Here is a 25472-nt window from a genome sequence, read left to right as displayed (position 1 = left end):
CCGGCGCTGTGGGCGCCGCGGGCGCCGCCGGTGGCGGTGGTGACACCCAGGCCAACCCGAACGTGGGTGCCGGCAACAGCGGCGGCGGAAGTGACAATCCCGGTGCGGGTGCCGCGGTCGGCGGCGGAAATGTGGACAGCAGCTACGCCAGCGGTGCCCCGGCAACCGACGCCAACGCGGGCCCGATCACGACGGGCGGCACCTACCTTGGCACCGGAAACGTGGGCGCGGCGAGCGCCGGTGGCATGATCGGCGGCGGCGGAAGCCCGGGCTTTATAGGAGCCGGCGGCATGGGGGCGATGATGATGGCGTCCGCGGCGATGAGCTCCTCGAACTCTTCGTCGACAGGTTCGGCGACGGGCATGCCGGTCCCCACCACGACGGCCGTGGAGGAAACAGCGACGCCCGCCGCGCCGCCGGCGCCGGAAGCGGTCGCACCGGAAGTCGAGGAAGCACCGGTTCCGCTCGCCGCCACACCTCTCGCGACCACACAGGCCGCGGCCGGACCGGCCGCGGAGATCTCGGCAATCAAACCGAAGGCAGCCGCAGCGCCGGCATCGGGGGAGAGGCTGGCCATGGAGCTGCCGCCGGACGACGCGCCCGAACCCGAAGCCCAGGCCAACTAGCCGGCACCACCGGCGCGGTGCCCTCATCGTCGATTCGGCGGTGGTCGGGACTCGGTTTACGCGGGTAACCTCGGCTCTATGACCGTGATATCCAGGACCGCCAGGGTTCGTCGACACGGACTGTACGGCGTGCTCGCCGGTGCTCTGCTGACCGCCACCGCGGCGGTGACGATCGCACTGCCGCCCGCCGGCGCCGCGCCGCAATGCGATCAGACCGTTGGTCAGTCCATCGACTCGTACCTGAAGGAGCATCCCCAGCTCCACCAGCAGCTGCAGGCCAAGTCCGAGGCCGAGGGCGGCAACGGCAACGTCATCGACTACCTGAACCGGCATCCCGATGTGCGGCAGCATCTGATCGACCTGTCCCAGCAGTGCGCACCCTAGCGAGCGGGCTTAGTCTTTCAAGTCACTAAATCCCCCGGACGACACGCGGGAACGTTCGCCATTGACGAAAAAGTAGAACACGTTCTAGCGTCTAGGCGTGTTCACTAATCCCCTCACCTCCGCGATCGCCGAAGCCGAACAGCTCGTCGCGGCCGCGCCGTTCATCGAGACCGAGGCCGACCTGCTCGAAGGTATGCAATACCTGGCCGGCTGCATCGCGGGCTGTATGCACCTGGCCTTCGACTACGAGCGCGACCATCCGTTCCTGCAGTCGGGGACCGGGCCGTTCACCAAGATGGGTCTGGACAATCCCGACACGCTCTACTTCGGCACCCGCGTGCACGCCGAGCACGACTATGTCGTCACCGGCAGGCGCGGCACCACCACCGACCTGAGCTTCCAGCTGCTCGGCGGCGAGTACACCGACGACAACGTGCCCGCCAGCCAAGCCGCGTTCGACGATCGCGAACTCGAGATCGCCCCCGATGCCAGCTTCGAGTGGCGGGTGCGACCGAACAGCCCGGGGCAACTGGTGATCCGCGAGGTGTACGGCGACTGGTCGGCCCAACGCGGCACGCTGACCATCTCCCGGCTGGACACCGCCGGCACCGCGCCGCCGCCACTGGCCCGGCAGACGATCGAAAAGCGTTACGCCACAGCAGGTAAGCAGTTGGTGAACCGGGTGAAGACCTGGTTGCAGTTTCCCGAGTGGTTCTACCTGAACATTCCCGTCAACACCATGGTTGCGCCCCGGCTGACCCCCGGCGGCCTGGCGACGCAGTACTCGTCGGCGGGCCATTTCGACCTGCGGCCCGACCAGGCGCTGGTGATCACGATCCCGGTCTCGGACGCCCCCTACCTCGGCTTTCAGCTTGGCAGCCTGTGGTACATCTCGCTGGACTACATCAACCACCAGACGTCGCTCAACAACACCCAGGCCCAGGCGGATCCGGACGGCAAGGTCCGCATCGTGGTCGCCGATCAGAACCCGGGCGTGACCAACTGGGTGGAAACCCTCGGCCACCGTCGGGGTTACTTTCAGTTCCGCTGGCAGCGGGTGTCGCGCGAGCTCACCGAGGCCGATGGGCCCACCGTCGAGCTCGTGGACTTTGACGCGGTGCCGGCCGCCCTGCCGTATTTCGAGCACAACAAGATTTCCGAGGATCAGTGGCGGGCGCGAATCGCGTTGCGTCAACAGCAAATTGCGGCCAGGATGCTGGGGTGACGATGTCAGGAATGCTCGAACGAAAGGTGGTCGTCATCAGTGGCGTCGGGCCGGGGCTCGGCACCACGCTGGCGCACCGGTGCGCGCGTGACGGTGCCGACCTGGTGCTGGCCGCCCGGAGCCTGGACCGGCTGGAGGCGGTGGCCAAGGAGATCAACGACTCCGGGCGCAAGGCGTTGGCGGTGCGTGCCGACATCACCAACGACGAAGAGGTGGACTACCTCGTCGAGACCGCCATGGCGAGCTACGGCAAGGTCGACGTGCTGGTCAACAACGCGTTCCGGGTGCCGTCGATGAAGCCCTTGTCCGGCACGTCATTTCAGCACATCCGCGATGCGATCGAGTTGAGCGCGCTGGGGGCGTTGCGGCTCATCCAGGCCCTGACGCCGGCGCTCGAGGAGTCGCACGGATCGATCGTCAACGTCAACTCGATGGTGTTGCGCCACTCGCAAGCGAAGTACGGGGCGTACAAAATGGCCAAGTCGGCTCTGCTGGCGATGTCGCAGTCGCTGGCCACCGAACTCGGCGAGAAGGGTATTCGCGTCAATTCCGTTGCACCGGGCTATATCTGGGGCGAGACGCTGAAGGCCTACTTCGAACACCAGGCCGGAAAGTACGGCACCACCGCGGACCAGATCTACCAGGGCACCGCCGCGAACTCCGACCTGAAGCGACTGCCCACCGAGGACGAGGTGGCTTCGGCGATCCTGTTCCTGGCCAGCGATTTGTCCAGCGGCATCACGGGTCAGACGCTGGACGTGAACTGCGGGGAGTACCACACCTGATGGCCGACCGCACTGATGTGGGGACGGTCGACGAACTGCACGCGTCGGCCACCAAGCTGACCGGGCTGGACGACTTCGGCGCCGACGACGACAACTACCGCGAGGCGCTGGGGGTGCTGCTGGACTCCTACCGCAGCGAAGCGGGCCTCACCGTGTTGGGCAGCAAGATGAATCGGTTCTTTCTGCGTGGCGCGCTGGTGGCCCGGCTGCTGTCCGAATCCTCTTGGAAGCAATACCCACAGCACGCCGACGTCGTGATCGAACGACCGATCTTCGTCACCGGGCTGGTGCGCACCGGCACCACGGCCCTGCACCGCCTGCTGGGCGCCGACCCGGCGCATCAGGGTCTGCACATGTGGCTGGCGGAGTTCCCGCAGCCGCGCCCGCCGCGCGAGACCTGGGAATCCAACCCGATGTATCGCCAGCTTGACGCGCAATTCACCCAGCACCACCAGGAAAACCCCGGCTACACCGGTCTGCATTTCATGGCCGCATACGAGCTGGAGGAGTGCTGGCAGCTGCTGCGGCAGTCACTGCATTCGGTGTCCTACGAGACCCTGTCGCACCTGCCCAGCTACTCGAAGTGGTTGTCGGAGCAGGACTGGACGCCGTCGTATCGCCGGCATCGCAAGAACCTCCAGCTGATCGGGCTCAACGACGCCGACAAGCGGTGGGTGCTGAAGAACCCCAGCCACCTTTTCGCGTTGGACGCGCTGATGGCGACTTATCCGGACGCGCTGGTCATTCAGACCCACCGGCCCGTCGAGACCATCATGGCCTCGATGTGCTCACTGGCGCAGCACACCGCGGAGGGATGGTCGACGACATTCGTGGGCGCCCAAATCGGCGCTGACTCAATGGAAACCTGGTCGCGCGGTTTGGAACGATTCAACACCGCGCGGGCCAAATACGACCCGGCCCAGTTCTACGACGTCGACTATCGCGCCCTGATCGCCGATCCGATGGGCACGGTGGCCGACATCTACCGGCACTTCGGCCTGGCGCTGACCGACGAGGCCCGGACGGCCATGGAGAAGAGTCATGCCGCTAGCCAGTCCGGCGAGCGTGCGCCCAAACACAAGTATTCGCTTGCCGATTACGGGTTGACCGAGGAAGCGGTGAAGGAGCGATTCGCGGGGCTGTGACCTCTCGCTGGCACGGTCAACCTTCGATCCGGCGCGGCCCCAGCCACACCCCGTCGGGGGGCCCGACCGCGCCCGCTCGCTCACGCGCCGCGGTCAGCTCCGGTGAGGCCGCGAACCGCCGTGCGGCATCGATGTTTTCCATGTCCATGACGACGATGACGGTGTCGGGGTCGTCCCCGTCGACGTAGGTCCCCGTCACCACGAGTCCGTGCCGGCGCCGGATTGCGTCGAGCTGCGCACCGCGAAACACGTTGTTCCATCGGTCGACGCTGGCGACCCGTTGTTTGACCAGCATGACCCCGGTCATGGCATCTCCTCCCCGCCACTACGTCTACAGTTGTAGACATATCCGCCAGCCTAGCGCCGCCCCGCTGACTATGTCTACAGTCGTGGACAATGCGAAGGGAGTGACATGAGCAGCGTGTCGCCGCGGCGCCGCGATGCCGGCGCCACCCGGACCCGACTGCTGGAAGCGGCGCGCGAGCTTTTCCTGGCGCGCGGCTATAGCGCCATCGGCCTGCGCGAGGTCGCCGCGAAGGCCGGCGTGGATGTCACCCTGGTCCGCCGTTACTTCGGTTCCAAGGAAAGGCTTTTCGAGGAGGCGACCGATGTTTCGGAAGACGTGGCGCAACTCCTGGGCGCAGCCGACCAGGCGCTGGGGGAGCGGTTGATCGCCCGCGTCCTGGCTGCCCGCCGCGACGTCGACGCGCCGTTGTTCGCGTTGCTGCGGTCCAGTGGGGACCCCGCGGTGGTGGCGCGCCTCAATGCCCAGCTCGACGCGGGCCTCACCCGCAACCTGGCCCGGCGGATAGCCGCCGACCGGCCCAGGATTCGCGCGGACATGGTCACGGCCTTGTTGTTGGGCATCGGGGTGCAGCGGGTGTTGCTAGGAAAGAAGCCGCTGGCCGGCGCGCGCGACGACGATATCGCCGAGGTGTTCCTCGAGGCCTTCGAGGCGATAACCAAACTGCCCCGAGGCGACTGACTCAGTCGTCGTCCGGGTGGTCCAGGTAGCCCTCGGCGGCGGCGTGCTCGATGCTGTCGCTCAGCTTGGGGCAGGCGCGAGCCCGCGCGGTGTCCCCGCCGGATTCGCGAATCTCGCTGAAGTACGCGCAACGCTGCGCCGCCTGGGTGTTCCACTGCACCGCGGTGTGACCCGGGCCCAGCCGCCGCACGGTGACCGTGACGTGGCAGAAGCGGCAATCCACCGGCAGCAGCCCCGACGTCAGGTAGCGCTCACGATCGGCGCGGCTGGCCTCGGCGACCGCGGCGGCGCGTTGCGGGTCGTTGGCGAAATCCCTTGACTTGGACCAGGATCCCGTCCCACCGTCTCGCGGCGGCGATTCGTCGTGATCGTGATGATCGCCATACAGCAGCAGCATCGACCGGGCGAGCCGATCGACGTCCGGTACTGCCGGGTGATCTTCGGGCATGGTCCTAATGTTGCTCGGCGGGTACCTCTTCGGACTCCCGCGCCTTCATGTTTTCCTCGACTTCGGCGTTCCAGTACTCGTTGGCGCGGGTGGTGTCGACCTCGATCTCGAAGCGCTCCACCATCTCTGGGGTGATGTCGGCCACGTCGACATAGAACTGCTGGTACCAGCGACGCAGCTGGTAGACGGCGCCGTCCTCCTCGACCAGCAGCGGGTTTTCGATCCTGGTCTTGTGCTTCCAGATCTCGACGTCCTGCAGGAATCCCTTGCTGACGCCCTCGGTGAACACCCGGGACAGCTTGTCGGTCATCGCTTCGTCCATGCCCTTGGGCTTTTCGACGATGACGCCCCACTGCAGCACGAACGAATTCTGCGTGACCGGGTAGTGGCAGTTGATCAGGATCGACTCGGCCTTGTAGCCGCCGTAGCTGTTGTGCAGCCAGTTGATCATGAACGACGGCCCGAAATAAGAGGCTTCAGAATCCAAGTGCGCTTCGCCGTACGAGGTCCCCAGATCCTCCACGTCGGGCCGGCCGACGTTGTGCAGGTACTGCGAGGCGATGTGGCCCTCGAAGACGTTCTTGAAGTACGTCGGCAACCCCAGGTGGATGTAGAAGAAGTGCGCCATGTCGGTGACGTTGTCGATGATGTCGCGGCAGTTGGAGCCCTCGATGAGGATGCGGTTCCACCGCCAGTCGGTCCATTCGTTGCTGGCCGCCTCGGGGATCTCCGGGATCCTGACCGCGGGGTCCGGCGGATTGCCCTCGTGGTCGTGCCAGACGAACAGCAGGCCGCCGCGGACGTCGGTGGTCCACGACCGGGTGCGCGCGGTCTTGGGGGTGCGCTTGGCGTACGGCACCAGCTTGCAGCGGCCGTCGCCGCCCCAGCGCCAATCATGGAAGGGGCAGGCGACCTCGTCGCCCTTGATGGTGCCCTCGGACAGGTCGCCGCCCATGTGCCGGCAGTAGCCGTCGAGCACCTTCAGGTCCCCGTGGGAATCGGCGAAAACCACCAGCTTGGTGCCGAACGCCTGCACGGGGTGCGGCTTGCCGTCCTGGAAGTCCTTTGCGACGCCCAGGCAGTGCCAGCCGCGCGCGTATCTGGTCGGCAAGGCGCCGGGGTCGATTTCCCGGATGCCGACCGCCTTGGTGTCGGTACTCACCTTCCACCTCCAAGTAGTCTCTAACTAGAACACGTTACAGTTTTGGGTCACGGTGGGCAACGAAGGCTGCCCTGGCTAGGGCATATCGACGCTGGGGTATATCTAGACGATGCCGCTGTTTGCTTTCGAGGGTCGGTCGCCCCGGATCGACCCCACCGCGTTTGTGGCCCCGACCGCGACCCTGATCGGTGACGTCACCGTGGAGGCGGGGGCGTCGGTCTGGTTCAACGCGGTGCTGCGCGGCGACTACGGGCCCATCGTGGTGCGCGAGGGTGCCAACGTCCAGGACGGATCGGTACTGCACGCTCCGCCGGGCATCCCCGTCGACATCGGCCCCGGGGCGACGGTGGCGCACATGTGCGTCATCCACGGGGTGCACGTCGGCCCCGAGGCGCTGATCGCCAACCACGCCACGGTTTTGGACGGCGCGGTGATCGGCGCCCGCAGCCTGATCGCGGCGGGTTCCCTGGTGCTGGCCGGCACCCAGATTCCGGCCGGGATGCTGGCGGTCGGGTCGCCGGCGCAGGTGAAGGGACCGGTCGCCGGAACCGGCGCGGAGATGTGGATCAACGTCAACCCGCAGGCCTATCGTGAGCTGGCGCAGCGTCACCTTGCCGGCCTGGAGCCGATTTAGGCCTCGACGCCGAAAGCTCTGTCGCACAAGCGAACACAGAGCTGACCCCGAACCTTCGATGGGTCGCTTTATCTGGCAACGACTTCCGTTAGCGACTACGTCTGCCCGGGTGTCCCGGTGAAGCCGAACAGCAGCCCGGCGGTGCCGCCGTTGCCCCCGTTCCCGTTGCCGCCCACCAGGCCGACCCCGGCGTTACCGCCGTCACCGCCGTTGCCGACCAGCTGGGCGTTGCCGCCGTTGCCGCCGTTGCCGCCCTTGCCGCCGACGCCCAAGTTGGCGATGGCTTCACCGCCGGCCCCGCCCGTGCCGCCGGAGCCGAAAAAGCCGGCCTTTCCGCCGTTACCGCCGTTACCGCCGTTTCCGCCGGTATTGGCCGCCGACGTCCCGCCGGCGCCACCGGCGCCACCATCGCCGACCAGCACGCCCCCGACGCCGCCGTCCCCGCCAACGCCCCCGCCGTGACCGCGAACACCGGCGCGACGACGAACCGTGACATCGTCGCGCCGACCAGGGCGCCGGCGCACATCGTGAAAACGACGCTGAAACGCAGCCTTTCGCGGGCGCCCGNCTGCGCCCGAGCCACCGCCACCGCCGTTGCCGAACAAGATGCCGCCGTTGCCGCCGTTTTGCCCCGTTCCCGGCTGGCCGTTGGCACCGTTACCGATCAGCGGTCGCCCCACCAGCGCCTGGGTCGGTGCGTTGACCACGTTCAGCAGTTGCTGCTCAATGGCCTGCAAGGGCGAGGCATTGGCGGCTTCGGTCGCGGCATAAGTACCCGCCGCCATGTTCAGGGTGCGCACGATGCCGTCGTGAAACGCCACCGTGCGTGCGGCCAGCGCTTGATAGGCCTGGCCCTGCTCAGCGAGCAGCGCCGCGATGGCCGTCGACACCTCATCGGTCGCGGGCGCCAGCATCGCCGTCGTCGGGGCCGCGGCCGCCTGATTCGCTGTGCTGATCGTCGATCCGATGGCCGCGAGGTCCGCCGCCGCTGCCGTCATCGTCTCCGGCGAGGTGATCACAAAAAACATGGCGCACCTTCCCGAACTTCGGGTCGACGCCGCCAGTGCGGCGACGGCCATCTGCACGCGGAATCATATCCGCGCAAGATCAGCCCGTCATGCCCGCGGGCCGGCGCCGAATTACGCGCCGGCAACCTTTCGGACGCTCGCGGCTGCCTGGTCCATTTCCCAATACGCGCGCAGGGCGACCATCTTGCCCTCGTCGTTGGCCTTGTAGGTGAACACGCCTTCGGCGGTGACCTGATAGTCACCCGTCGTGATGAGGATGTGCCCGACGTTGGCTTCCTCGTTGCCGCACTGGTAGGTGTCGCGGAAGACGAACTCGATCTTCGTGGTGGGGGCGATGGCCAGGTCCCAGAACGCCGAGATCGCGTCGCGCCCCCTGTGCCCCTTGCCTTCGGGATCGAAGGCCGACGGGCCGATCGGATCTTCGACGATCGCGTCGTCGGCGAACACCTCCAGCCAGGCCGCCTTGTCCCTGGCCATCACCGCCTCGCGGGAGCGGCGGCCGGCCTCGTGAGCGGGGTGCTTGGTCTTTTCCTGAGTGTCGGTCATTGTCAACCTCTTTCGGGTTTGTCCGCCCCCACGACCCACATCGAGTAGTACTGCGAGCCGCCGCCGTAGGCGTGCCCCAGGGCCTTTCGGGCGTTGGGCACCTGGTGGTCCCCGCCCTTGCCCATCACCTGGATCGCCGCCTCGGCGAACCGGATCAGGCCCGAGGCCCCGATCGGGTTCGACGACAGCACGCCGCCCGACGGGTTCACCGGCAGCCGCCCGCCGATCTTGGTCTCGCCGGCCTCGGTAAGCTTCCAGCCTTCGCCCTCGGCGGCAAAACCGAGGTTTTCCAACCACATCGGCTCGAACCACGAGAACGGCACGTAGATCTCGGCGGCATCGATCTCGTCGATCGGGCTGGTGATGCCGGCCGCCTTCCACAGCGCCGCGGCCGCGTCACGCCCCGCCTGCGGGCTCACCTGGTCGCGGCCGGAGAACTGCAGCGGCTCGGTGCGCAGCGCGGTGGCGTGGATCCAGGCGACCGGATTTCCCTGCGCCAGGCGGGCTTCGGCGCTTTCCTCGTCGCCGATCACCACGGCGGCGGCACCGTCGGAGGACGGGCAGGTCTCGTCGTAGCGGATCGGGTCCCACAGCATCGGGGACTCCATCACCTTTTCCAGGGTGATGTCGGGCTGGTGCAGATGGGCCAGCGGGTTGCGGGCTCCGTTGAGCCGGTCCTTGACCGCGACCATGGCGCCGATGTTCAGAGGTGCCCCCGACCGTCGAATGTAGGACCTGACGTGCGGGGCGAAGTAACCGCCGGCGCCGGCGCCGACCGGCTTGATGAAGGGGATCGGAATCGACAACGCCCACATGGCGTTTGACTCCGACTGCTTCTCCCAGGCCATCGCCAGCACTCGCCGGTACTTCCCGGACTGGACCAAACTGGCGGCCACCACCGCGGTGGACCCGCCGACCGAGCCCGCGGTGTGCACCCGGATCAGCGGCTTGCCGGTGGCGCCCACGGCGTCGGCCATGAACAGCTCCGGCATCATCACGCCCTCGAAGAAGTCCGGCGCCTTGCCCACCACGACGGCGTCGATGTCGTCGAAGGTGCAAGCCGAGTCTTCCAGCGCCCGGTCGATGGCCTCGCGTACCAGCCCGTTCATCGAAACGTCTTTGCGCTTGGCGACGTACTTGGTCTGCCCGGTACCCAGTACCGCGGCCAGGTGTGCTCCCGCTCCGGCCATCAGTTCTTTCCTTCCATGACCGCGACCAGGTTCTGTTGCAGCGCGGGCCCGCTGGTGGCGTGGGCCAGCACCCGTCCGGCCGACCCGTTCCAGATGTGCTGTGCGGCAAAGCCGATCCGCTCCAGGCCGGCGACGAACATGGGGTTGGCCGCCAGCGGGCCACCGGAGGGATTCACCTTTGTGGCCTCCTGTATGTCGATCGCCTCCGCGAGGATCAGGTGCTGGTGGGTGAACTGCCCGCAAATCTCGGCCACGTCCAGGTCGCGGGTGTTCCCGCCGGTGGCCGCCTTGGCCGCGGCGGTGGTCGATGGCGATTCGGTGAGATTCCGGACGCCCAGCGACGGTGATTCGATGCGGTGCTCGATGCCGGTGATCCAGGCCGGGTTTTCGCGCAACTCGCGCGCCCGGTCGTCGGCGGCGAGCACGATCGCGGCGGCGCCGTCGGTGATCGGGGCGATGTCGTGCCGGCGCAGCGGGTCGGCGAAGAACGGCCGCTCCAGCAGGTCGTCGAGGCTGACGGGAGGCTGCACGGAGTCCACTCGTTTTGCGCACGCGAAGGATTCGAACGCGACACGCGCCATTTGCGTCTCGGTCCACCTGCCGGTGTCGAGCCCGATGCGGGCCTGTAGGCCGGCCATCGACACCGAATCGGGCCACAGCGGCGCGACGGTGTAGGGGTCGGTCTGGCGCGACAGGATTTGGCGCAGGATTCCGGCCGAGGACTTGCCGAAGCCGTACACCAGCGCGGTGTCGACCTCGCCGGTCAGGATCTTGATGTAGGCCTCGTACAGCGCCCACGCCGCGTCCATCTCGACATGCGATTCGTTGATCGGGGGAACAGCGCCGATGGAGTCGATCGCGGAGATGAACGAAAACGCCCGTCCGGCAAGGTAGTCGGACGATCCCGAACACCAGAAGCCGATGTCGGCCTTGGTGATGCCGAGCTGCTCGTAGAGCTCGGCGAAGCACGGCATCAACATCTCGACGCCGTTGGTGGTGCCGTCGGTACGGCGGACATGCGGGGCGTGGGCGAAGCCGACGACCGCCACGTTGCGAGCGCTCATGTGTTCCTAAGCCCTTTACAGGTGGTGCTTGTAGGTGTCGTAGTCGGCGTCGGGTTCCCCGGTCGGCCGGAAGTACTCGATGTTGTCGATGCCAAAACCCCACTCCTCGCGGGGTTTCCACACCGCCTCGACCCGCATGCCCATCCGCACCTCGTGGGCGTCGATGTCGGCGACCAGGTGCAGGAACGGGATGTCGGCGCCGTCGAGCAGCACGTAGGCCGCCACGTAGGGCGGTTTGATGCGCTGGCCCTGGAACGGGATGTTGATGATCGCGAACGTCGTCACCGTGCCCTTGTCGGGCAGCTCGACGAACTCGGTGGTCGGCTGGCCGGTGGCCGGGTCGGCCCCGTGCGGCGGGAAGTACACCTTGCCTGTCTCACCAGTGCGCGCCCCCAACAACCTGCCCTCGGCGATGGCGCGCAGGTACGCGCTCTCTTCGTGCGAGGCGGTGTGCTGGATCGTCAGCGAGATCGGCGTCACGATCATGGTGACCGGTTCCTGGTCCCCATCGGTCGAATCGGGGACGGCCTCGGCTTGGTCGCCGAGCGCGAAGTAGGCGATGTCCGTGATGGCGCCGACCGTCTCGTCGGCCCAGTGCACGTGGACCCGGGCGCCGGTCCGAATAGCCTCGGGTTCGCCCGCATCCACCGCGTGCATCAACAGCGTGTCCGCGCCGTCCAGCTTGATCAGTGCCCACGCGAAGGGCCGGTCCAGTGGTTGCCCCTGCGAAGGCTCGGGCTGCCACGTCCAGGACGCGACGGTGCCGACCGCCGACACCGGTACCATCTCGCCCAGCGGCTCATAGGTAACCGGGTCATATTCCGCCGGCGGGACATGTACCCGGCCATCGGATCCGCGCACCCCCAGGATGCGGCGCTCACGCAACGCGGTGAAGAACTTGCTGAGCGTGGAGCCCACCGAACGGGTGTAGTCGAAGGACAACGTCAGTGGCGCGGAGAGCGGTGGCTCAGGATGATCTATCAAGGTCGGGCTGCTCGAACTGGCTGTCACGCCTTCGAGTAGAACAGGTTCTAAGAATCGTTTCAACACTGGGTCGGGTCGGAAGGCGGAGGCTATGAAGCTTGGGTTGCAGCTGGGGTATTGGGGCGCTCAACCGCCGGAGAACGCCACGGAACTCGTCACCGCGGCCGAGCAAGCCGGATTCGACGCCGTGTTCACCGCCGAGGCGTGGGGATCCGACGCCTACACGCCGCTGGCCTGGTACGGATCCTCGACGTCGCGGGTGCGGCTGGGCACGTCGGTGGTCCAGCTGTCCGCGCGGACTCCGACGGCCTGCGCAATGGCCGCGCTGACCTTGGATCATTTGAGCGGCGGTCGGCACATCCTCGGGCTGGGCGTGTCCGGCCCGCAGGTGGTCGAGGGCTGGTACGGGCAGCGATTCCCCAAACCGCTGGCGCGCACCCGCGAGTACATCGACATCCTGCGGCAGGTGTGGGCGCGCGAAAAGCCGGTGACCAGTTCCGGGCCGCACTACCCGCTGCCGTTGACGGGGCCCGAGACCACCGGGCTGGGCAAGCCGCTCAAGCCCATCACCCATCCGCTGCGCGCCGACATCCCGATCATGCTGGGCGCCGAGGGCCCGAAGAACGTCGCGCTGGCCGCCGAGATCTGCGACGGCTGGCTGCCGATCTTCTACACACCGCGAATGGCCGACACCTACAACGAATGGCTCGACGAGGGGTTCGCCCGGCCCGGCGCGCGCCGCAGCCGCGAGGACTTCGAGATCTGCGCGACCGCCAACATCGTCATCACCGACGACCGCAGCGCCGCGTTCGCGGCCATGAAGCCCTACCTGGCCCTCTACATGGGCGGGATGGGCGCGGAGGACACCAACTTCCATGCCGACGTCTACCGCCGGATGGGCTATGCGGAGGTCGTGGACGACGTGACGAAGCTGTTCCGGTCGAACCGAAAGGACGAGGCCGGGAAGATCATTCCCGACGAGCTCGTCGACGACGCCGCGATCGTCGGCGACCTGGACTACGTGCGTAAGCAGATCAAGGTCTGGGAGGCCGCGGGCGTAACGATGATGGTGGTGTCCGGCCGAAGCACTGAGCAGATCAGCGAGCTTGCCACGCTGGTTTAGGCGTTCCTTGCCAGGGGAGTAGAACGCGTTCTAGATTGGCCCGATGACAGCCTCGCAGCACACCATCGCGGGCACGGTGATCACGATGCCGGTGCAGATCCGCAAGGCAAATCAGCACATGGCGATGTTCTCGGTGGACGCCGACGCCGCCCAGCACCTGATCGACTACAGCGGCCTGCAGGTCTGCCGCTACCTGCCCGGGCGCACGATCGTGGTGCTGATGCTGATGCACTACATCGACGGCGATCTGGGCCAGTACTACGAGTTCGGCACCAGCGTCATGGTCAACCCGCCCGGCTCGAACGCGAGCGGGCCGCGGGCGCTGCAGTCGGCGGGCGCGTTCATCCATCACCTGCCCGTCGACCAGGCGTTCACCCTGGAGGCGGGTACCAAGATCTGGGGCTACCCGAAAGTCATGGCGGACTTCACCATTCGGGAGGGCCGCGAGTTCGGGTTCGACTGCACCGTCGACGGGCAACTGGTGATCGGCATGGACTTCCGTCGCGGCCTGCCGATTTCGCTGACCCCGCGCCAGTCGGCCCAGCGCACCTACTCGCACCGCGACGGCATCACCCGTGAGACCGCCTTCGAACACACGCTGGACGGCGTGCGGACCCGACTCGGTGGAGTGCGCGTCCGGCTCGGCGATCACCCGTACGCGAAAGAGCTGGCGTCGCTGGGCCTTCCGAAGCGCGCGCTGCTGTCCAGTTCCGCGGACCAGGTACAGATGACATTCGGTGACGCCCAGGAGCTCCCATGACGATGACCAGGCCAGACGTCGACCTGACCGACGGCACCTTCTACGCGGGCGACTCCCATGCCGTCTACCGTTGGATGCGGCAGAACGAGCCGGTCTTCCGGGACCGCAACGGGTTGGCCGCCGCGTCGACGTACCAGGCGGTGATCGACGCCGAGCGCAACCCCGAGCTGTTCTCGAACGCCGGCGGCATCCGACCCGACCAAGACGGGGTCGAGATGATGATCGAGATGGACGACCCCCAACATCTGTTGCGCCGCAAGCTCGTCAACTCCGGTTTCACCCGCAAGCGGGTGAAAGACCAAGAGTCCAAGATTGTTTCGCTGTGTGACACGCTGATCGACGCCGTGTGCGAACGGGGCGAGTGCGACTTCGTCTGGGACCTCGCCGCGCCGCTGCCGATGGCGGTCATCGGCGACATGCTCGGGGTGTTGCCGGAGGAACGCGAGATGTTCCTCAAGTGGTCCGACGATCTGGTCGGCGCCTTGAGCAGCACCGCGGCCGAAGCCGACATTCAGGTCACCATGGAGGCCTTCGCCGCCTACAGCGAATACATGATGGGCATGATCGCGGCCCGCAAGTCCGAACCGACCGACGACCTGGTCAGCGTCCTGGTTCACGCCGAGGTCGAGGGATCGCGCCTGGAAGACCACCAGATCGTCACCGAGGTGCTGCTGCTGCTCATCGGCGGCGACGAGACCACCCGTCACACCCTGTCCGGCGGAACCCGGCAGCTGCTGTTACACCCCGATCAGCACCGGCGCCTGGTCAACGATTTGGATTTGTTGCCCAACGCGATCGAGGAGATGCTGCGCTGGACGGCCCCGGTGAAGAACATGGCCCGCACGATCACCGCCGACACCGAGTTCCACGGCACCAAGCTGACCCAGGGCGAGAAGATGATCCTGCTGTTCGAGTCGGCGAACTTCGACGAGAAGGTCTTTGACGATCCGGAGAGCTTCGACATCGAGCGCTACCCGAACAACCACCTCGCGTTCGGCTTCGGGACGCATTTCTGCCTGGGCAATCAGCTCGCCCGCCTGGAGCTGTCGATCATGCAAACGCGGCTGCTGCAGCGCCTTCCGGACCTGCGGCTGGCCTCGGATGCGGCGCTGCCGTTGCGGCCGGCGAACTTCGTGTCCGGCCTGGAGAAGATGCCGGTGGCGTTCAGCCCGACCGCGCCGTTGGGCTAGAGGGCTCGCGCCTCGCCGAGCGTGCACTCACGGCGAGGAATCGGCCAAATTTCGTGCGTGAGTTCACGTTCGGCGATCCCACGCCGTGGCCAGCCGCGCCAGGACGCCGCCCCGCGTGTGGTCGGCCGTGACGCGGATGGCGATCCAACCCAAAGCGTGCAGCGCTTCATAGCGGTCGATGTCCCGGCGCAGTTGCCGACGATCGGTCCGATGGTGGTCGCCCTCGTACTCGAGGGCTATTTTGAGCTCCTCCCAACCGATGTCGACAACCGCGACAAGCTCGCCATATTCGCCGTAGACCGGGATCTGGGTCTGCGGCGGAGGGTATCCGGCCTCGATGACGGTGAGCCGCAGCCAGGTCTCCCGGGGTGACTCCGCACCGGCATCGACAAGCGCGAGCGCGCGCCTGGCTCGCCGGATGTTCCGGTGGCCTTTGTAGCGTTCCGCAACCAATTCCGCATCGGCGACCTTCAGTCGGGTTGCCCGAGCCAGGGCATCGATAGCGGCGACCGCGTCCCCGACCGGATTGCGACAGGCCAGGTCGAACGCTGTGCGGGCCGGATTCGTCGCCAGCACGTCACCGATCACCTCAGTCTCATCGTCGGCGACGGTGTCCGACCAGGTACGGATGCCGGCCGGGGGGCGACGGTGCTCGTAGAGCAATTGCGCCGGCGCGCGGCGATCCACCCAGTTGGCGCCGTGCAGCGCCGACGCGGAATGCCCCGCGACCACCCCGCGCCGCCGGGACCACAGCCAGGCGGCACGCGCGCGCGTCACTGCGGTCAAGTCCTCGTCGCACGGGACGTAGACGTCCGGATGGAGGGCGACGAATCTGCTTCGCAGCGCATGCCGCGTCAAAGCGCCCGCAGCGAGTGCTTCGCTGCCGATCAAGGGTTCTCCCACTCAGGCAGTGTGGCTCGGACCACCGACAACCGCGCCGAGCGTGACGCCAGGTATCAGATTCGGGCGAAATCTCGCCGTCAGTTCACGTTCGGCGACGGGGACGGGCGCGACGCGTCGGCGACGGGGCCGGGCGCGCCGCGTCAGCGGTTCTGGAAGTTGGGCTTGCGCTTCTCGGCGAACGCCCGCGGGCCTTCCTTGGCGTCGTCGGACAGGAACACCTCGATGCCGATCTGCGTGTCGATCTTGAAGGCGTCGTTCTCGTGCAGGCCCTCGGTCTCCCGGATCGCCCGGAGGATTGCCTGCACGGCGAGCGGGCCGTTAGCCGATATCAGGTCGGCGATCTCCAGCGCCTTGGTCAGCGCCTGGCCGTCGGGCACCAGGTAGCCGATCAGGCCGATCTCCTTGGCCTCGGCGGCGGTGATGTGCCGGCCGGTCAGCAGCAGGTCGCACGCGACGGTGTAGGGGATCTGCCGCACCAGCCGGACGGCCGAGCCGCCCATCGGGTACAGGCTCCACTTGGCCTCCGAGATGCCGAACTTCGCGCTCTCGCCGGCGACCCGGATGTCGGTGCCCTGCAGGATCTCGGTGCCGCCGGCGATCGCGGGCCCCTCGACGGCCGCGATGAGGGGTTTTGTGAGTCTGCGGCCCTTCAGCAGAGCGTCGATCCGTGACGGGTCGTAGCTGCCGTCCTTGAACGAGTCGCCCGGCGGTTTCTTGGTCGCCGCCTTGAGGTCCATGCCGGCGCAGAAGTAGCCACCGGCGCCCGTCAGGATGCAGCAGCGGATGTCGTCGTCGTTGTCGACGCGATCCCAGGCCTGCACCATGATTTCCATCATTTCGGTGCTCAGCGCGTTGCGGGCGTGCGGCCGGTTCAAGGTGACGATCAGGGTGTGACCGCGCTGTTCGACGAGGGCGTCCGGTCCCGTTTGTTCGTTTGCTGGCGCCTGAGCCACAGCTACCGCCTTTCCGTCGTCGTGGGGGGCGAGCTTGTCAAGAAATGTAACACGTTCTAATTTGGTGGCCGTGGCCTTGAATATTGCCGACCTCGCCGAGCACGCTATCGACGCTGTGCCTGACCGTGTCGCCCTCATCTGCGGCGATGAGAAGCTGACCTACGCCCAACTGGAGGAGAAGGCCAACCGCCTCGCGCACTACCTGATCGACCAGGGCGTCAAGAAGGACGACAAGGTCGGCCTGTACTGCCGCAACCGCATCGAGATCGTGATCGCGATGCTCGGCATCGTCAAGGCCGGGGCGATCCTGGTCAACGTCAACTACCGCTACGTCGAGGGCGAGCTGCGTTACCTGTTCGACAACTCCGACATGGTGGCGCTGGTGCACGAGCGCCAGTACTCCGACCGGGTCGCCAACGTGCTGCCGGACACCGCAGGCGTCAAGACCGTCCTGGTCATCGAGGACGGCTCCGACAACGACTACGAGCGCTACGGGGGCGTCGAGTTCTACTCGGCGATCGCGCAGGGCTCACCCGAGCGCGACTTCGGCGAGCGCAGCGCCGACGACATCTACCTGCTGTACACCGGGGGTACCACCGGCTTCCCGAAGGGCGTGATGTGGCGCCACGAGGACATCTATCGGGTGCTGCTGGGGGGCACCGACTTTGCCACGGGTGAATTCGTCAAGGACGAGTACGACCTGGCCAAAGGCGCCGTCGCCAACCCGCCGATGGTCCGCTACCCGATTCCGCCGATGATCCATGGCGCCACCCAGTCGGCGACCTGGATGTCGATCTTCTCGGGTCAAACCACCGTGCTGGCACCGGAATTCAACGCCGAAGAGGTATGGCGCACGATCCACGAACACAAGGTCAACCTGCTGTTCTTCACTGGTGACGCGATGGCGCGGCCGTTGCTCGACGCGCTGGACAAGGACCACGGATACGACCTGTCGTCGCTGTTTTTGTTGGCCAGCACCGCGGCACTGTTCTCGCCGAGCATCAAGGAGAGGCTGCTGGAGCTGCTGCCCAACCGGGTCATCACGGATTCAATCGGCTCCTCCGAGACCGGTTTTGGCGGCACCAGCGTCGTGGCCGCGGGTGCGCCGCACAGCGGCGGGCCCCGGGTCACCATCGACCACCGCACCGTCGTGCTCGACGAGGAGGGCAACGAGGTCAAGCCGGGCTCGGGTGTGCGCGGCTTCATCGCCAAGAAGGGCAACATCCCGGTTGGCTACTACAAGGACGAGAAGAAGACNTCGATCCCCGACACCGACATCCCCATCGAGGCGACCGTCGCGGCCATGGACGCCGCCGGCGTCGGCTTCGGCCTGCTGAGCGCCTGGCGCGGCCCCAATGGCCAGGACTTGGTCTCCAACGACGAGGTTGCCGGGTGGGTGCGGTCGCACCCGGACCGCTTCGCCGGTCTGGCCGCCGTCGACCTCGATCGCCCGATGTCGGCGGTCCGCGAGCTGCGGCGCCGCGTGGCGGAGGGATTCGTGGGCCTGCGGGTGGTGCCGTGGCTGTGGAACGCGCCGCCCATCGACCGCCGCTACTATCCGTTGTTCGCCGAATGCGTGGAGTCCGCCGTGCCGTTCTGCACCCAGGTCGGTCATACCGGGCCGCTGCGGCCGTCGGAGACCGGACGGCCGATTCCCTACATCGACCAGGTGGCGCTCGACTTCCCGGAGCTCGTCATCGTGTGCGGCCACGTCGGCTATCCGTGGACCGAGGAGATGGTAGCGGTCGCCCGCAAGCACGAGAACGTCTACATCGACACCTCGGCCTATACGATCAAGCGACTTCCGGACGAGCTCGTCCGCTTCATGAAAACCGGTACCGGACAACGCAAAGTCTTGTTCGGCACCAATTACCCGATGATCACCCACACGCACGCTCTGGCCGGACTTGACGAACTCGGGCTCAGCGCCGAGGCCCGCCGAGACTTCCTGCGCGGCAACGCCGAACGTGTTTTCGGACTGGAGGCAACCAGGTGAATGGCGCTCAGGCACTGATCAACACCCTGGTCGACGGCGGCGTCGACGTCTGCTTCGCCAACCCCGGCACGTCGGAGATGCACTTCGTGGCCGCGCTCGACGCCGTTCCCCGAATGCGAGGCGTACTCGCCCTTTTCGAGGGTGTCGCCACCGGCGCCGCCGACGGCTACGCGCGGATGGCCGACCGGCCTGCCGCGGTGCTGTTGCACCTGGGACCCGGATTGGGCAACGGGCTAGCCAATCTGCACAATGCGCGGCGCGCGCACGTGCCGATGGTGGTGGTCGTCGGCGATCACGCCACCTACCACAAAAAGTACGATGCCCCACTGGAATCCGACATCGACGCGCTGGCCGGCAGCGTCTCGGGATGGATGCGCCGCACCGAGACGACCGCCGACGTCGCGTCCGACGCCGCCGAGGCGATCGCCGCCAGCCGGTCGGGGTCGCAGATCGCCACCCTGATGCTGCCCGCCGACGTGTCCTGGTCCGACGGGGCGCAACCCGCCACCACCGTGCCGGCGAATCCCGCGGGGGCCGACCCGCAGCTGGCGTCAGCGGCGCTCGAGGTGCTGCGTTCCGGGGAGCCCACGGTGCTCATGATCGGGGGCGACGCCACCCGTGGGCCGGGGCTGGCCGCCGCCGCGCGGATCGCCCGGGCCACCGGCGCCCGGTTGCTGTGCGAAACCTTTCCGGCGCGGCTTCAGCGCGGCGCGGGTCTCCCCGCGGTCGAGCGGCTGGCCTACTTCGCCGAGGCGGCCACCGCCCAGCTCAACGGCGCCAAGCATCTGCTGCTGGCGGGCGCCAGGTCGCCGGTGTCCTTCTTCGCCTACCCGGGCATGCCCAGCGACCTGGTGCCGGCCGGCTGCGAGGTGCACGTGCTCGCCGAACACAGCGGTGCCGCGGCCGCTTTGAGTGCCCTGGCCAACGAGGTGGCGCCCGGCACGGTCGCGCCGGCGGCGGACGCGTCGCGCCCACAACTGCCGAGGGGCGCGTTGACGTCGGCGTCGGCGGCCGACGTGATCGGGGCGTTGCTGCCCGAACGCGTGATCGTCGTCGACGAGTCGAACACCTCCGGCGTCCTGCTCGCGCAGGCCACCGCCGGCGCGCCGGCTCATGATTGGCTGACGCTCACCGGCGGCGCGATCGGCTACGGCATCCCGGCCGCGGTGGGCGCCGCGGTGGCCGCCCCGGATCGTCCGGTGCTGTGCCTGGAATCCGACGGGTCCGCCATGTACACGATTTCGGGGTTGTGGACCCAGGCGCGCGAGAAGCTCGACATCACCACCGTGCTCTATGACAACAGCGCCTACGACATCTTGCGCGTTGAGCTGCAACGCGTCGGTGCCGGCTCGTCGCCCGGCCCCAAGGCGCTGGATTTGCTCGACTTATCGCGTCCCACAATGGATTTCGTCAAGATAGCCGAGGGCATGGGGGTTCCGGCGCGCCGCGCCACAACCGCCGAGGAATTCGCCGACGCCCTGCGCGCCGCCTTCGCCGAACCCGGGCCGCACCTCATTGACGCGGTGGTGCCCTCGCTGATGGGGTAGCCGTCGCGCCCTGACGTCAGGCGTCAACACGGGGTGCCGTCACTGTTGGCTTATCGTCGGTAACTCGCCGACGAGCCAGTCCGTCATCGCGTTGATGACGTCAACCGCGGCGTCGAACGTGCGGGCTTGTGCCGCCAGCGCCACGCCGACGTATGCCGATTCCGGTGGGAGGATGCCGAACTGCCGGACCAGGTAGTCGTCGGCCAACCCAGGTCCCCAACCGGCTTTTGCCGCAATGCCCTTGGCGGCCAAGCCCCAGCGCTGCTCGGGGGTCAGGCGGCGCATCAGGTCGATGACGGTCGCGGCGTCACCGAGGCCGGGCAGCCCCGCGGCGAATCGCGCCTGGCGGTCGAGGGACCATTGCGTTTGGCCAAACGCGGTGAACGGCGGGCGGATTCGTTGCGATTCGACCACGGTGGCCGCGTCGCCGCATTCGTGAACGACGGCTTGTACCTGCAGGGCGGCCCGCGCGGGATCGCCCAGCTGGGACCACAACCGCTCGGACGCCTCATTGTCGGACTCGGTGATCGCTTTGACGACCAGGTCGAGGGCACGCGCAGGATCGCGGCGCAGGGCCGCGATCGCCAGCGGCACTTTGATCGTCGACCACGCGACACCGGCTGACCATCGTCCCAGGAAAAGCACGTCGGCGACGTCGCGACGAGCGACCGCGATGCCGATCGTCGCGGGCACGGCGGCGGCAAGCCCTTGGAAGCTCGTCTCCAACCGGGGCGGTGGGGGAGTCATGTTCTGCCAGCGCTACCGGCGAATCGGCCACACCGGATCGCCGCAGTCGACGCCCTGCGCCGACAACTGCCGCTTGAGCACCTTGAACGTCACCGTGCGCGGCAGTTCGGCGCTGACGCGGACATAGGACGGCCATTGCTTGGGTCCCAGGTCGGGCTGCTCTGCCAGAAAGGCCCGGAACTTCTCGGGATCGAACTGGGCGCCCGACGCCATGACGAACGCGGCCATCACCTGATCGCCGACCCGCGCGTCGGGCACCGCGTACACCGCGACCTCGGCGGCGTCCGGGTACCGCGACAGCACGCGCTCGATCGGGGCGGCGCCCAGGTTTTCGCCGTCGACCCGCATCCAATCCCCAAGCCGCCCGGCAAAATACGCGTAGCCGTCCTCGTCGCGATAGGCGAGGTCGCCACTGTGGTACATGCCGCCGGCCATCCGCTCGGCCTCGGCGGCCGCGTCGTTGTAGTAGCCCTCGAAACGTCCGGGCCCGGCGGTGTTGACGATCTCGCCGACCACCCCGACCGGGCACGGCTCGCCGGTGTCGGGGTCGACGATCTCGATCCCGTCCGGCAGCGGGCCCAACGCGCCCGGCGGCGTGTCGGGGGTCCGGGCGATGGCCACCCCGCCCTCGGTCGAACCGAACCCGTCCTGGACGACACAACCGAACCGGCGAGCGAAGCGCTCGATGTCGCCGGGCACACCCTCGTTGCCGTACACCGCCCGCAGTGGGTTGTCCGCATCGTCGGGCCGCTCGGGTGTGGCGAGCACGTAGGACAACGGCTTGCCGACATAGTTGGCGTAGGTGGCGCCGTACCGGCGGACATCGACCAGGAAGTTCGACGCGGAGAACTTGCGCCGCAACGCCATTGAGCCCTGGCACGCTGCGGCCACCGCCCACCCGACCAGCACCGCGTTGGAATGGAACAACGGCATCGACACGTAGCAGACGTCGTCGTGGCCGAGGTCGAAGCGCTGCGACATCGTCACGCCGGCGATCGCCACCTTGCCGTGGCTGCACTTCACCGCCTTGGGCTCGCCGCTGGTGCCCGACGTGAAGATCAGCATGAACAGATCCGCCGACGATGCGGACTGAAAGCTCGGCTCGGCATCCAGGTGGGCGGCCACCTCGTCGGCCCACGCGGCGGAATCGACGTTCACGTGTTCGATATCGCCCAGTGGCGCAGCCGATTTCGAATCGGCCAGCACCAATTGGCAGTCGGCGTGGGCGATGTCGCGGGCCAGCGCTTCACCGCGGCGCACCGGGTTGAGCCCCACCGGCACGATCCCGGACATCCCCGCCGCGACCAGCATCGCCGAGAAGAACGGGGTGTTCTCCAGCAGCACGCCGACGTGCGGCGGCTTCGCCGGGTCGAGGCGGTCGCGCAGGGTCGCCGCGATCGCGGCGCCCTGGCGCAGGGGAGCCCGCCAGCTGGGGGACGAGTCTTCGAAGGAGNNNCCCCACCGGCACGATCCCGGACATCCCCGCCGCGACCAGCATCGCCGAGAAGAACGGGGTGTTCTCCAGCAGCACGCCGACGTGCGGCGGCTTCGCCGGGTCGAGGCGGTCGCGCAGGGTCGCCGCGATCGCGGCGCCCTGGCGCAGGTGATCCCGCCAGCTGGTGTACGAGTCTTCGAAGTAGACGCCCCGGTCGTCGATCTCGGCCAGCGGTACCAGCAATTTGGTGACCGTGGGGTCGGGCGGAAGCACGAAGCTAGGCAGGGGTTTCCGCCAGTTCACGGCCGATCCGGCGGAGCTGCCCGGTGGCCCCGCGCAGCGCGAACTCGATTTCCTTGGCGGCCAGGAAGTAGCGGTGCACCGGGTGGTCGGTGTCGACGCCGACACCACCGTGCACGTGCACGACGGTGTGCGCCACCCGGTGCCCGGCGTCGGCGGCCCAGAACGCCGCGCTGGCCACGTCGATCTCGGCGGGCAGGTCCTCCGACACCCGCCAGGCCGCCTGGGTCAGCGTCAGCCGCAACCCCTTGACGTCGATGTAGCCGTCGGCCAGCCGTTGCGCCACCGCCTGGAAACTGCCGATCGGGCGGTCGAATTGCTCACGGGTGCGGGCGTATTCGGCCGTCAGCCGCAGGCCCCGCTCCAGAACCCCGAGCTGAAAGGCGCTGCGGCCCAGGGTGGTCAGCGTGTCGAGCCAGACGGCGACGATCCCGTCTCCAACCTGGCGCCCGCAGTCTACCTGAGCCCCGTCCAGCGTCAGGTGCCCGACGCTGCCGAGGCCGGTGGTCTCCATCGCCGTCACCGTGACGCCCGGATCGTCGGCGGCGACCAGGAAAACGGCGCCACCGGAATCGGTTTCGGCCGGAACCAGGAAGGCGTCGGCGACCGGGCCGAAGCCGACCTGGGTGCGGGTGCCGGTCAGCCGGTAGCCGTCACCGGCGCGGGTGGCCTGCACCGGCCCCTCACCCATTTCGCCGTCGAGCGCGACGGTCAGGATCTTCTCGCCCCGGACCGCCGGCGCGCCCCAGCCCTGCTGCAGTTCCTCGGAGCCGAACCGGGCCAGCGCCCCGGCGCCCAGCACCACCGACTCCAGGTAGGGCACCGCGGCCAGCTGGTGGCCCAGCGCAACCAAGATGGCCACCTGCTCGAGGACGCCAAAGCCGTCGCCGCCCAGCGACGTTGGCGACGCGCTTGTCAAAATGTCGGCCTCTACGAGCTTGCGCCACAGGTCGCGGTCGAAGCGTTGTGCGAGCTTGTCGAGCTCACGCTGATGTTCCGGGGTGCACACCGCATCCACGATGGTGTCGACCAAGCCGCCGAGGTCCTGCGCGGCTTCTGTTGTGGTGAAGTCCATGAATTCTCGTCCTTATATAGAGGAAGCTCAGCGGTTGGCTCGGGGCAGTCCCAGCGCGACCATCCCGATGATGTCGCGCTGCACCTCGTTGGTGCCGCCACCGAAGGTCAGGATCAGGCACGCCCGGTGCATCCGCTCGACCCGCCCGCGCAGCAGGGCGCCCGGCGAATCCGGGCGCACCGTGGCCGCGGTACCCAGCACCTCCATCAGGAGGCGGTATGCCTCGGTGGCTAGCTCGGTGCCGAACACCTTCGCCGCCGAGGCATCGGCCGGCGACAAGTTCTCACTCGCCGCCGACGCCAGCTCCCAGTTGATCAGCTTGAGAACCTCGGCCTTGGCGTGCACGCGGGCCAGGTTGAGCTGCACCCACTCCGAGTCGATGAGCCGGGCGCCGCTGGCGTCCTTGGTGTGTTGCGCCCACTCGCGGACTTCGCGCAGCGCCACGATGATCGGCTGCGCCGACACCAGGGCGACGCGCTCGTGGTTGAGCTGGTTGGTGACCAGCTTCCAGCCGCCGTTCTCCTCGCCGATCAGGTTGGTCACCGGGACCCGCACGTCGGTGTAGTAGGTGGCGCTGGTGTCCGGGCCGGCCATCGTGTGCACCGGCGTCCAAGAGAAGCCTTCGGCGGTGGTCGGCACCACCAGCATCGAGATGCCGCGGTGCTTTTTGGCCTCGGGGTTGGTGCGCACCGCCAGCCAGACCCAATCGGCGTACTGGATCAGGCTCGTCCACATCTTCTGGCCGTTGATCACGTAGTCGTCACCGTCGCGCACGGCGGAGGTGCGCAGGTTGGCCAGGTCGGTGCCGGCGCCGGGTTCGGAATAGCCGATCGAGAAGTGCAGGTCGCCGGCCGCGATCTTGGGCAGGAAGAACTTCTTCTGTTCGTCGGTGCCGAAGGCCATGATCGTCGGCGCGACGCTGTTGATCGTCAGGAATGGCACCGGCGCGCCGGCGATGGCCGCCTCGTCGGTGAAGATCAGCGAGTCCATCGGCGAGCGGTCCTGCCCGCCGTACTCCTTGGGCCAGTTCAGGGTCAGCCAGCCGTCCTTGCCCATCTGCGAGACGACCTCGCGGTAGGCGTTGCCCGTCCCGATCTCGCCCTGCGTGGAGCTCAGCGCCTCGCGGCGCTCCGGGGTCATCAGCGTGGTGAAGTACGACCGCAGCTCGCGACGCAGCTCCTCCTGTTCAGGGGTGTAACTGATGCGCATAACCAGCCGTCCTTGTTCGTCAAGCGTC

23 protein-coding genes and 4 pseudogenes are annotated in these 25472 nt (G+C 67.7%); 12 read left to right on the top strand and 15 right to left on the bottom strand.

Annotated elements, in window-relative coordinates:
• The 5 genes and pseudogenes from BN4348_RS52360 to BN4348_RS52340 form a co-directional block, all read left to right on the top strand.
• Positions 1–626, top strand: a pseudogene (locus tag BN4348_RS52360) (hypothetical protein); the annotation flags it as partial.
• Positions 627–704: 78 nt separating this feature from the next.
• On the top strand, positions 705–1010 hold the full coding sequence (locus BN4348_RS52355; protein WP_066916360.1) for a hypothetical protein: 306 nt from the start codon (positions 705–707) through the stop codon (positions 1008–1010).
• A 97-nt stretch (positions 1011–1107) separates the two neighbouring features.
• A complete protein-coding gene (locus BN4348_RS52350) occupies positions 1108–2235 on the top strand; it encodes a hypothetical protein (protein WP_066916359.1) in 1128 nt (375 codons plus the stop codon).
• A gap of 2 nt (positions 2236–2237) precedes the next feature.
• Entirely contained in the window at positions 2238–3020 is a 783-nt protein-coding gene (locus tag BN4348_RS52345; protein WP_066916357.1) for an SDR family oxidoreductase, read from the top strand.
• Positions 3020–4165 carry a sulfotransferase family protein gene (locus BN4348_RS52340; protein WP_066916355.1) on the top strand — a complete coding sequence of 382 codons (1146 nt, stop codon included), beginning with the start codon at positions 3020–3022 and terminating at the stop codon, positions 4163–4165. Before BN4348_RS52345 ends, BN4348_RS52340 begins: the two co-directional genes overlap by 1 nt.
• Positions 4166–4181: 16 nt before the next feature.
• Here BN4348_RS52340 and BN4348_RS52335 read toward each other — a convergent pair whose 3' ends face one another.
• Complete coding sequence (locus BN4348_RS52335) at positions 4182–4472, bottom strand: hypothetical protein (RefSeq protein WP_235852806.1); 291 nt, start codon at positions 4470–4472, stop codon at positions 4182–4184.
• A 105-nt stretch (positions 4473–4577) separates the two neighbouring features.
• On the opposite strand from BN4348_RS52335, the gene BN4348_RS52330 reads away from it, so the two are divergent.
• A complete protein-coding gene (locus tag BN4348_RS52330) occupies positions 4578–5150 on the top strand; it encodes a TetR/AcrR family transcriptional regulator (RefSeq protein WP_066916353.1) in 573 nt (190 codons plus the stop codon).
• 1 nt (position 5151) lies between these two features.
• On the opposite strand, the gene BN4348_RS52325 is transcribed toward BN4348_RS52330, so the two are convergent.
• On the bottom strand, positions 5152–5598 hold the full coding sequence (locus BN4348_RS52325; protein ID WP_066916351.1) for a hypothetical protein: 447 nt from the start codon (positions 5596–5598) through the stop codon (positions 5152–5154).
• A gap of 4 nt (positions 5599–5602) precedes the next feature.
• Complete coding sequence (locus BN4348_RS52320) at positions 5603–6760, bottom strand: Rieske 2Fe-2S domain-containing protein (protein ID WP_066916349.1); 1158 nt, start codon at positions 6758–6760, stop codon at positions 5603–5605.
• A gap of 109 nt (positions 6761–6869) precedes the next feature.
• Here BN4348_RS52320 and BN4348_RS52315 point away from each other — a divergent pair, with 109 nt between their 5' ends.
• Positions 6870–7394 (top strand): gamma carbonic anhydrase family protein, encoded by a 525-nt coding sequence (locus BN4348_RS52315; RefSeq protein WP_066916347.1) that lies wholly within the window; start codon positions 6870–6872, stop codon positions 7392–7394.
• A gap of 560 nt (positions 7395–7954) precedes the next feature.
• On the opposite strand, the pseudogene BN4348_RS63165 reads toward BN4348_RS52315, so the two are convergent.
• From BN4348_RS63165 to BN4348_RS52290, 5 genes and pseudogenes are all read right to left on the bottom strand, one after another.
• Positions 7955–8422, bottom strand: a pseudogene (locus tag BN4348_RS63165) (PE family protein); the annotation flags it as partial.
• A gap of 111 nt (positions 8423–8533) precedes the next feature.
• Complete coding sequence (locus tag BN4348_RS52305; protein WP_066916342.1) at positions 8534–8968, bottom strand: nuclear transport factor 2 family protein; 435 nt, start codon at positions 8966–8968, stop codon at positions 8534–8536.
• Between the two features lie 2 nt (positions 8969–8970).
• On the bottom strand, positions 8971–10158 hold the full coding sequence (locus tag BN4348_RS52300) for a thiolase domain-containing protein (RefSeq protein ID WP_066916340.1): 1188 nt from the start codon (positions 10156–10158) through the stop codon (positions 8971–8973).
• Positions 10158–11222, bottom strand: coding sequence for a thiolase domain-containing protein (locus BN4348_RS52295; RefSeq protein WP_066916338.1), 1065 nt, complete (start codon positions 11220–11222; stop codon positions 10158–10160). The genes BN4348_RS52300 and BN4348_RS52295 overlap by 1 nt, the downstream gene beginning before the upstream one ends.
• A gap of 15 nt (positions 11223–11237) precedes the next feature.
• Positions 11238–12233, bottom strand: a complete 996-nt coding sequence (locus BN4348_RS52290) for a Zn-ribbon domain-containing OB-fold protein (RefSeq protein ID WP_066916336.1) — start codon at positions 12231–12233, stop codon at positions 11238–11240.
• A 64-nt stretch (positions 12234–12297) separates the two neighbouring features.
• Between BN4348_RS52290 and BN4348_RS52285 the strand changes: the two genes are divergently transcribed.
• The 3 genes from BN4348_RS52285 to BN4348_RS52275 are packed head-to-tail and all read left to right on the top strand — an operon-like array spanning position 12298 to position 15279.
• Entirely contained in the window at positions 12298–13329 is a 1032-nt protein-coding gene (locus tag BN4348_RS52285) for an LLM class F420-dependent oxidoreductase (protein ID WP_066916334.1), read from the top strand.
• A gap of 43 nt (positions 13330–13372) precedes the next feature.
• Positions 13373–14089 (top strand): acetoacetate decarboxylase family protein, encoded by a 717-nt coding sequence (locus tag BN4348_RS52280; protein ID WP_066916332.1) that lies wholly within the window; start codon positions 13373–13375, stop codon positions 14087–14089.
• Positions 14086–15279 (top strand): cytochrome P450, encoded by a 1194-nt coding sequence (locus BN4348_RS52275; RefSeq protein ID WP_066916330.1) that lies wholly within the window; start codon positions 14086–14088, stop codon positions 15277–15279. Before BN4348_RS52280 ends, BN4348_RS52275 begins: the two co-directional genes overlap by 4 nt.
• 63 nt (positions 15280–15342) lie before the next feature.
• Here the strand turns inward: BN4348_RS52275 and BN4348_RS52270 are convergent, their stop codons facing one another.
• A complete protein-coding gene (locus BN4348_RS52270; RefSeq protein WP_066916328.1) occupies positions 15343–16182 on the bottom strand; it encodes a hypothetical protein in 840 nt (279 codons plus the stop codon).
• A 140-nt stretch (positions 16183–16322) separates the two neighbouring features.
• Positions 16323–17135, bottom strand: a complete 813-nt coding sequence (locus BN4348_RS52265) for a crotonase/enoyl-CoA hydratase family protein (RefSeq protein ID WP_066916326.1) — start codon at positions 17133–17135, stop codon at positions 16323–16325.
• Between the two features lie 64 nt (positions 17136–17199).
• Between BN4348_RS52265 and BN4348_RS62950 the strand changes: the two genes are divergently transcribed.
• Positions 17200–19131: an AMP-binding protein gene (locus BN4348_RS62950; protein ID WP_084454503.1), complete on the top strand. Its 1932-nt coding sequence runs from the start codon at positions 17200–17202 to the stop codon at positions 19129–19131.
• Positions 19128–20678: an acetolactate synthase large subunit gene (locus BN4348_RS52255; protein ID WP_066916324.1), complete on the top strand. Its 1551-nt coding sequence runs from the start codon at positions 19128–19130 to the stop codon at positions 20676–20678. Before BN4348_RS62950 ends, BN4348_RS52255 begins: the two co-directional genes overlap by 4 nt.
• A gap of 39 nt (positions 20679–20717) precedes the next feature.
• On the opposite strand, the gene BN4348_RS52250 is transcribed toward BN4348_RS52255, so the two are convergent.
• The 5 genes and pseudogenes from BN4348_RS52250 to BN4348_RS52235 form a co-directional block, all read right to left on the bottom strand.
• Positions 20718–21425: a serine hydrolase gene (locus BN4348_RS52250; RefSeq protein WP_066916322.1), complete on the bottom strand. Its 708-nt coding sequence runs from the start codon at positions 21423–21425 to the stop codon at positions 20718–20720.
• Positions 21426–21437: 12 nt separating this feature from the next.
• Positions 21438–22874 (bottom strand): annotated as a pseudogene (gene fadD17, locus BN4348_RS52245) (long-chain-fatty-acid--CoA ligase FadD17); the annotation flags it as partial.
• A gap of 154 nt (positions 22875–23028) precedes the next feature.
• Positions 23029–23133: pseudogene (locus tag BN4348_RS62945) on the bottom strand (hypothetical protein); the annotation flags it as partial.
• A 4-nt stretch (positions 23134–23137) separates the two neighbouring features.
• The gene (locus BN4348_RS52240; RefSeq protein WP_066916320.1) at positions 23138–24235 is read right to left on the bottom strand and encodes an acyl-CoA dehydrogenase family protein; all 1098 of its coding nucleotides are present in this window, start codon (positions 24233–24235) and stop codon (positions 23138–23140) included.
• A 27-nt stretch (positions 24236–24262) separates the two neighbouring features.
• Positions 24263–25444 (bottom strand): acyl-CoA dehydrogenase, encoded by a 1182-nt coding sequence (locus BN4348_RS52235; protein WP_066916318.1) that lies wholly within the window; start codon positions 25442–25444, stop codon positions 24263–24265.
• Positions 25445–25472 lie beyond the last annotated feature (28 nt).

It is taken from the genome of Mycobacterium interjectum (assembly GCF_900078675.2).
Classification (GTDB): Bacteria; Actinomycetota; Actinomycetes; order Mycobacteriales; family Mycobacteriaceae; genus Mycobacterium; species Mycobacterium interjectum.
The sequence above is the reverse complement of the archived record's forward strand: the minus strand, read 5'-3'. Positions and strand labels throughout refer to the sequence as shown.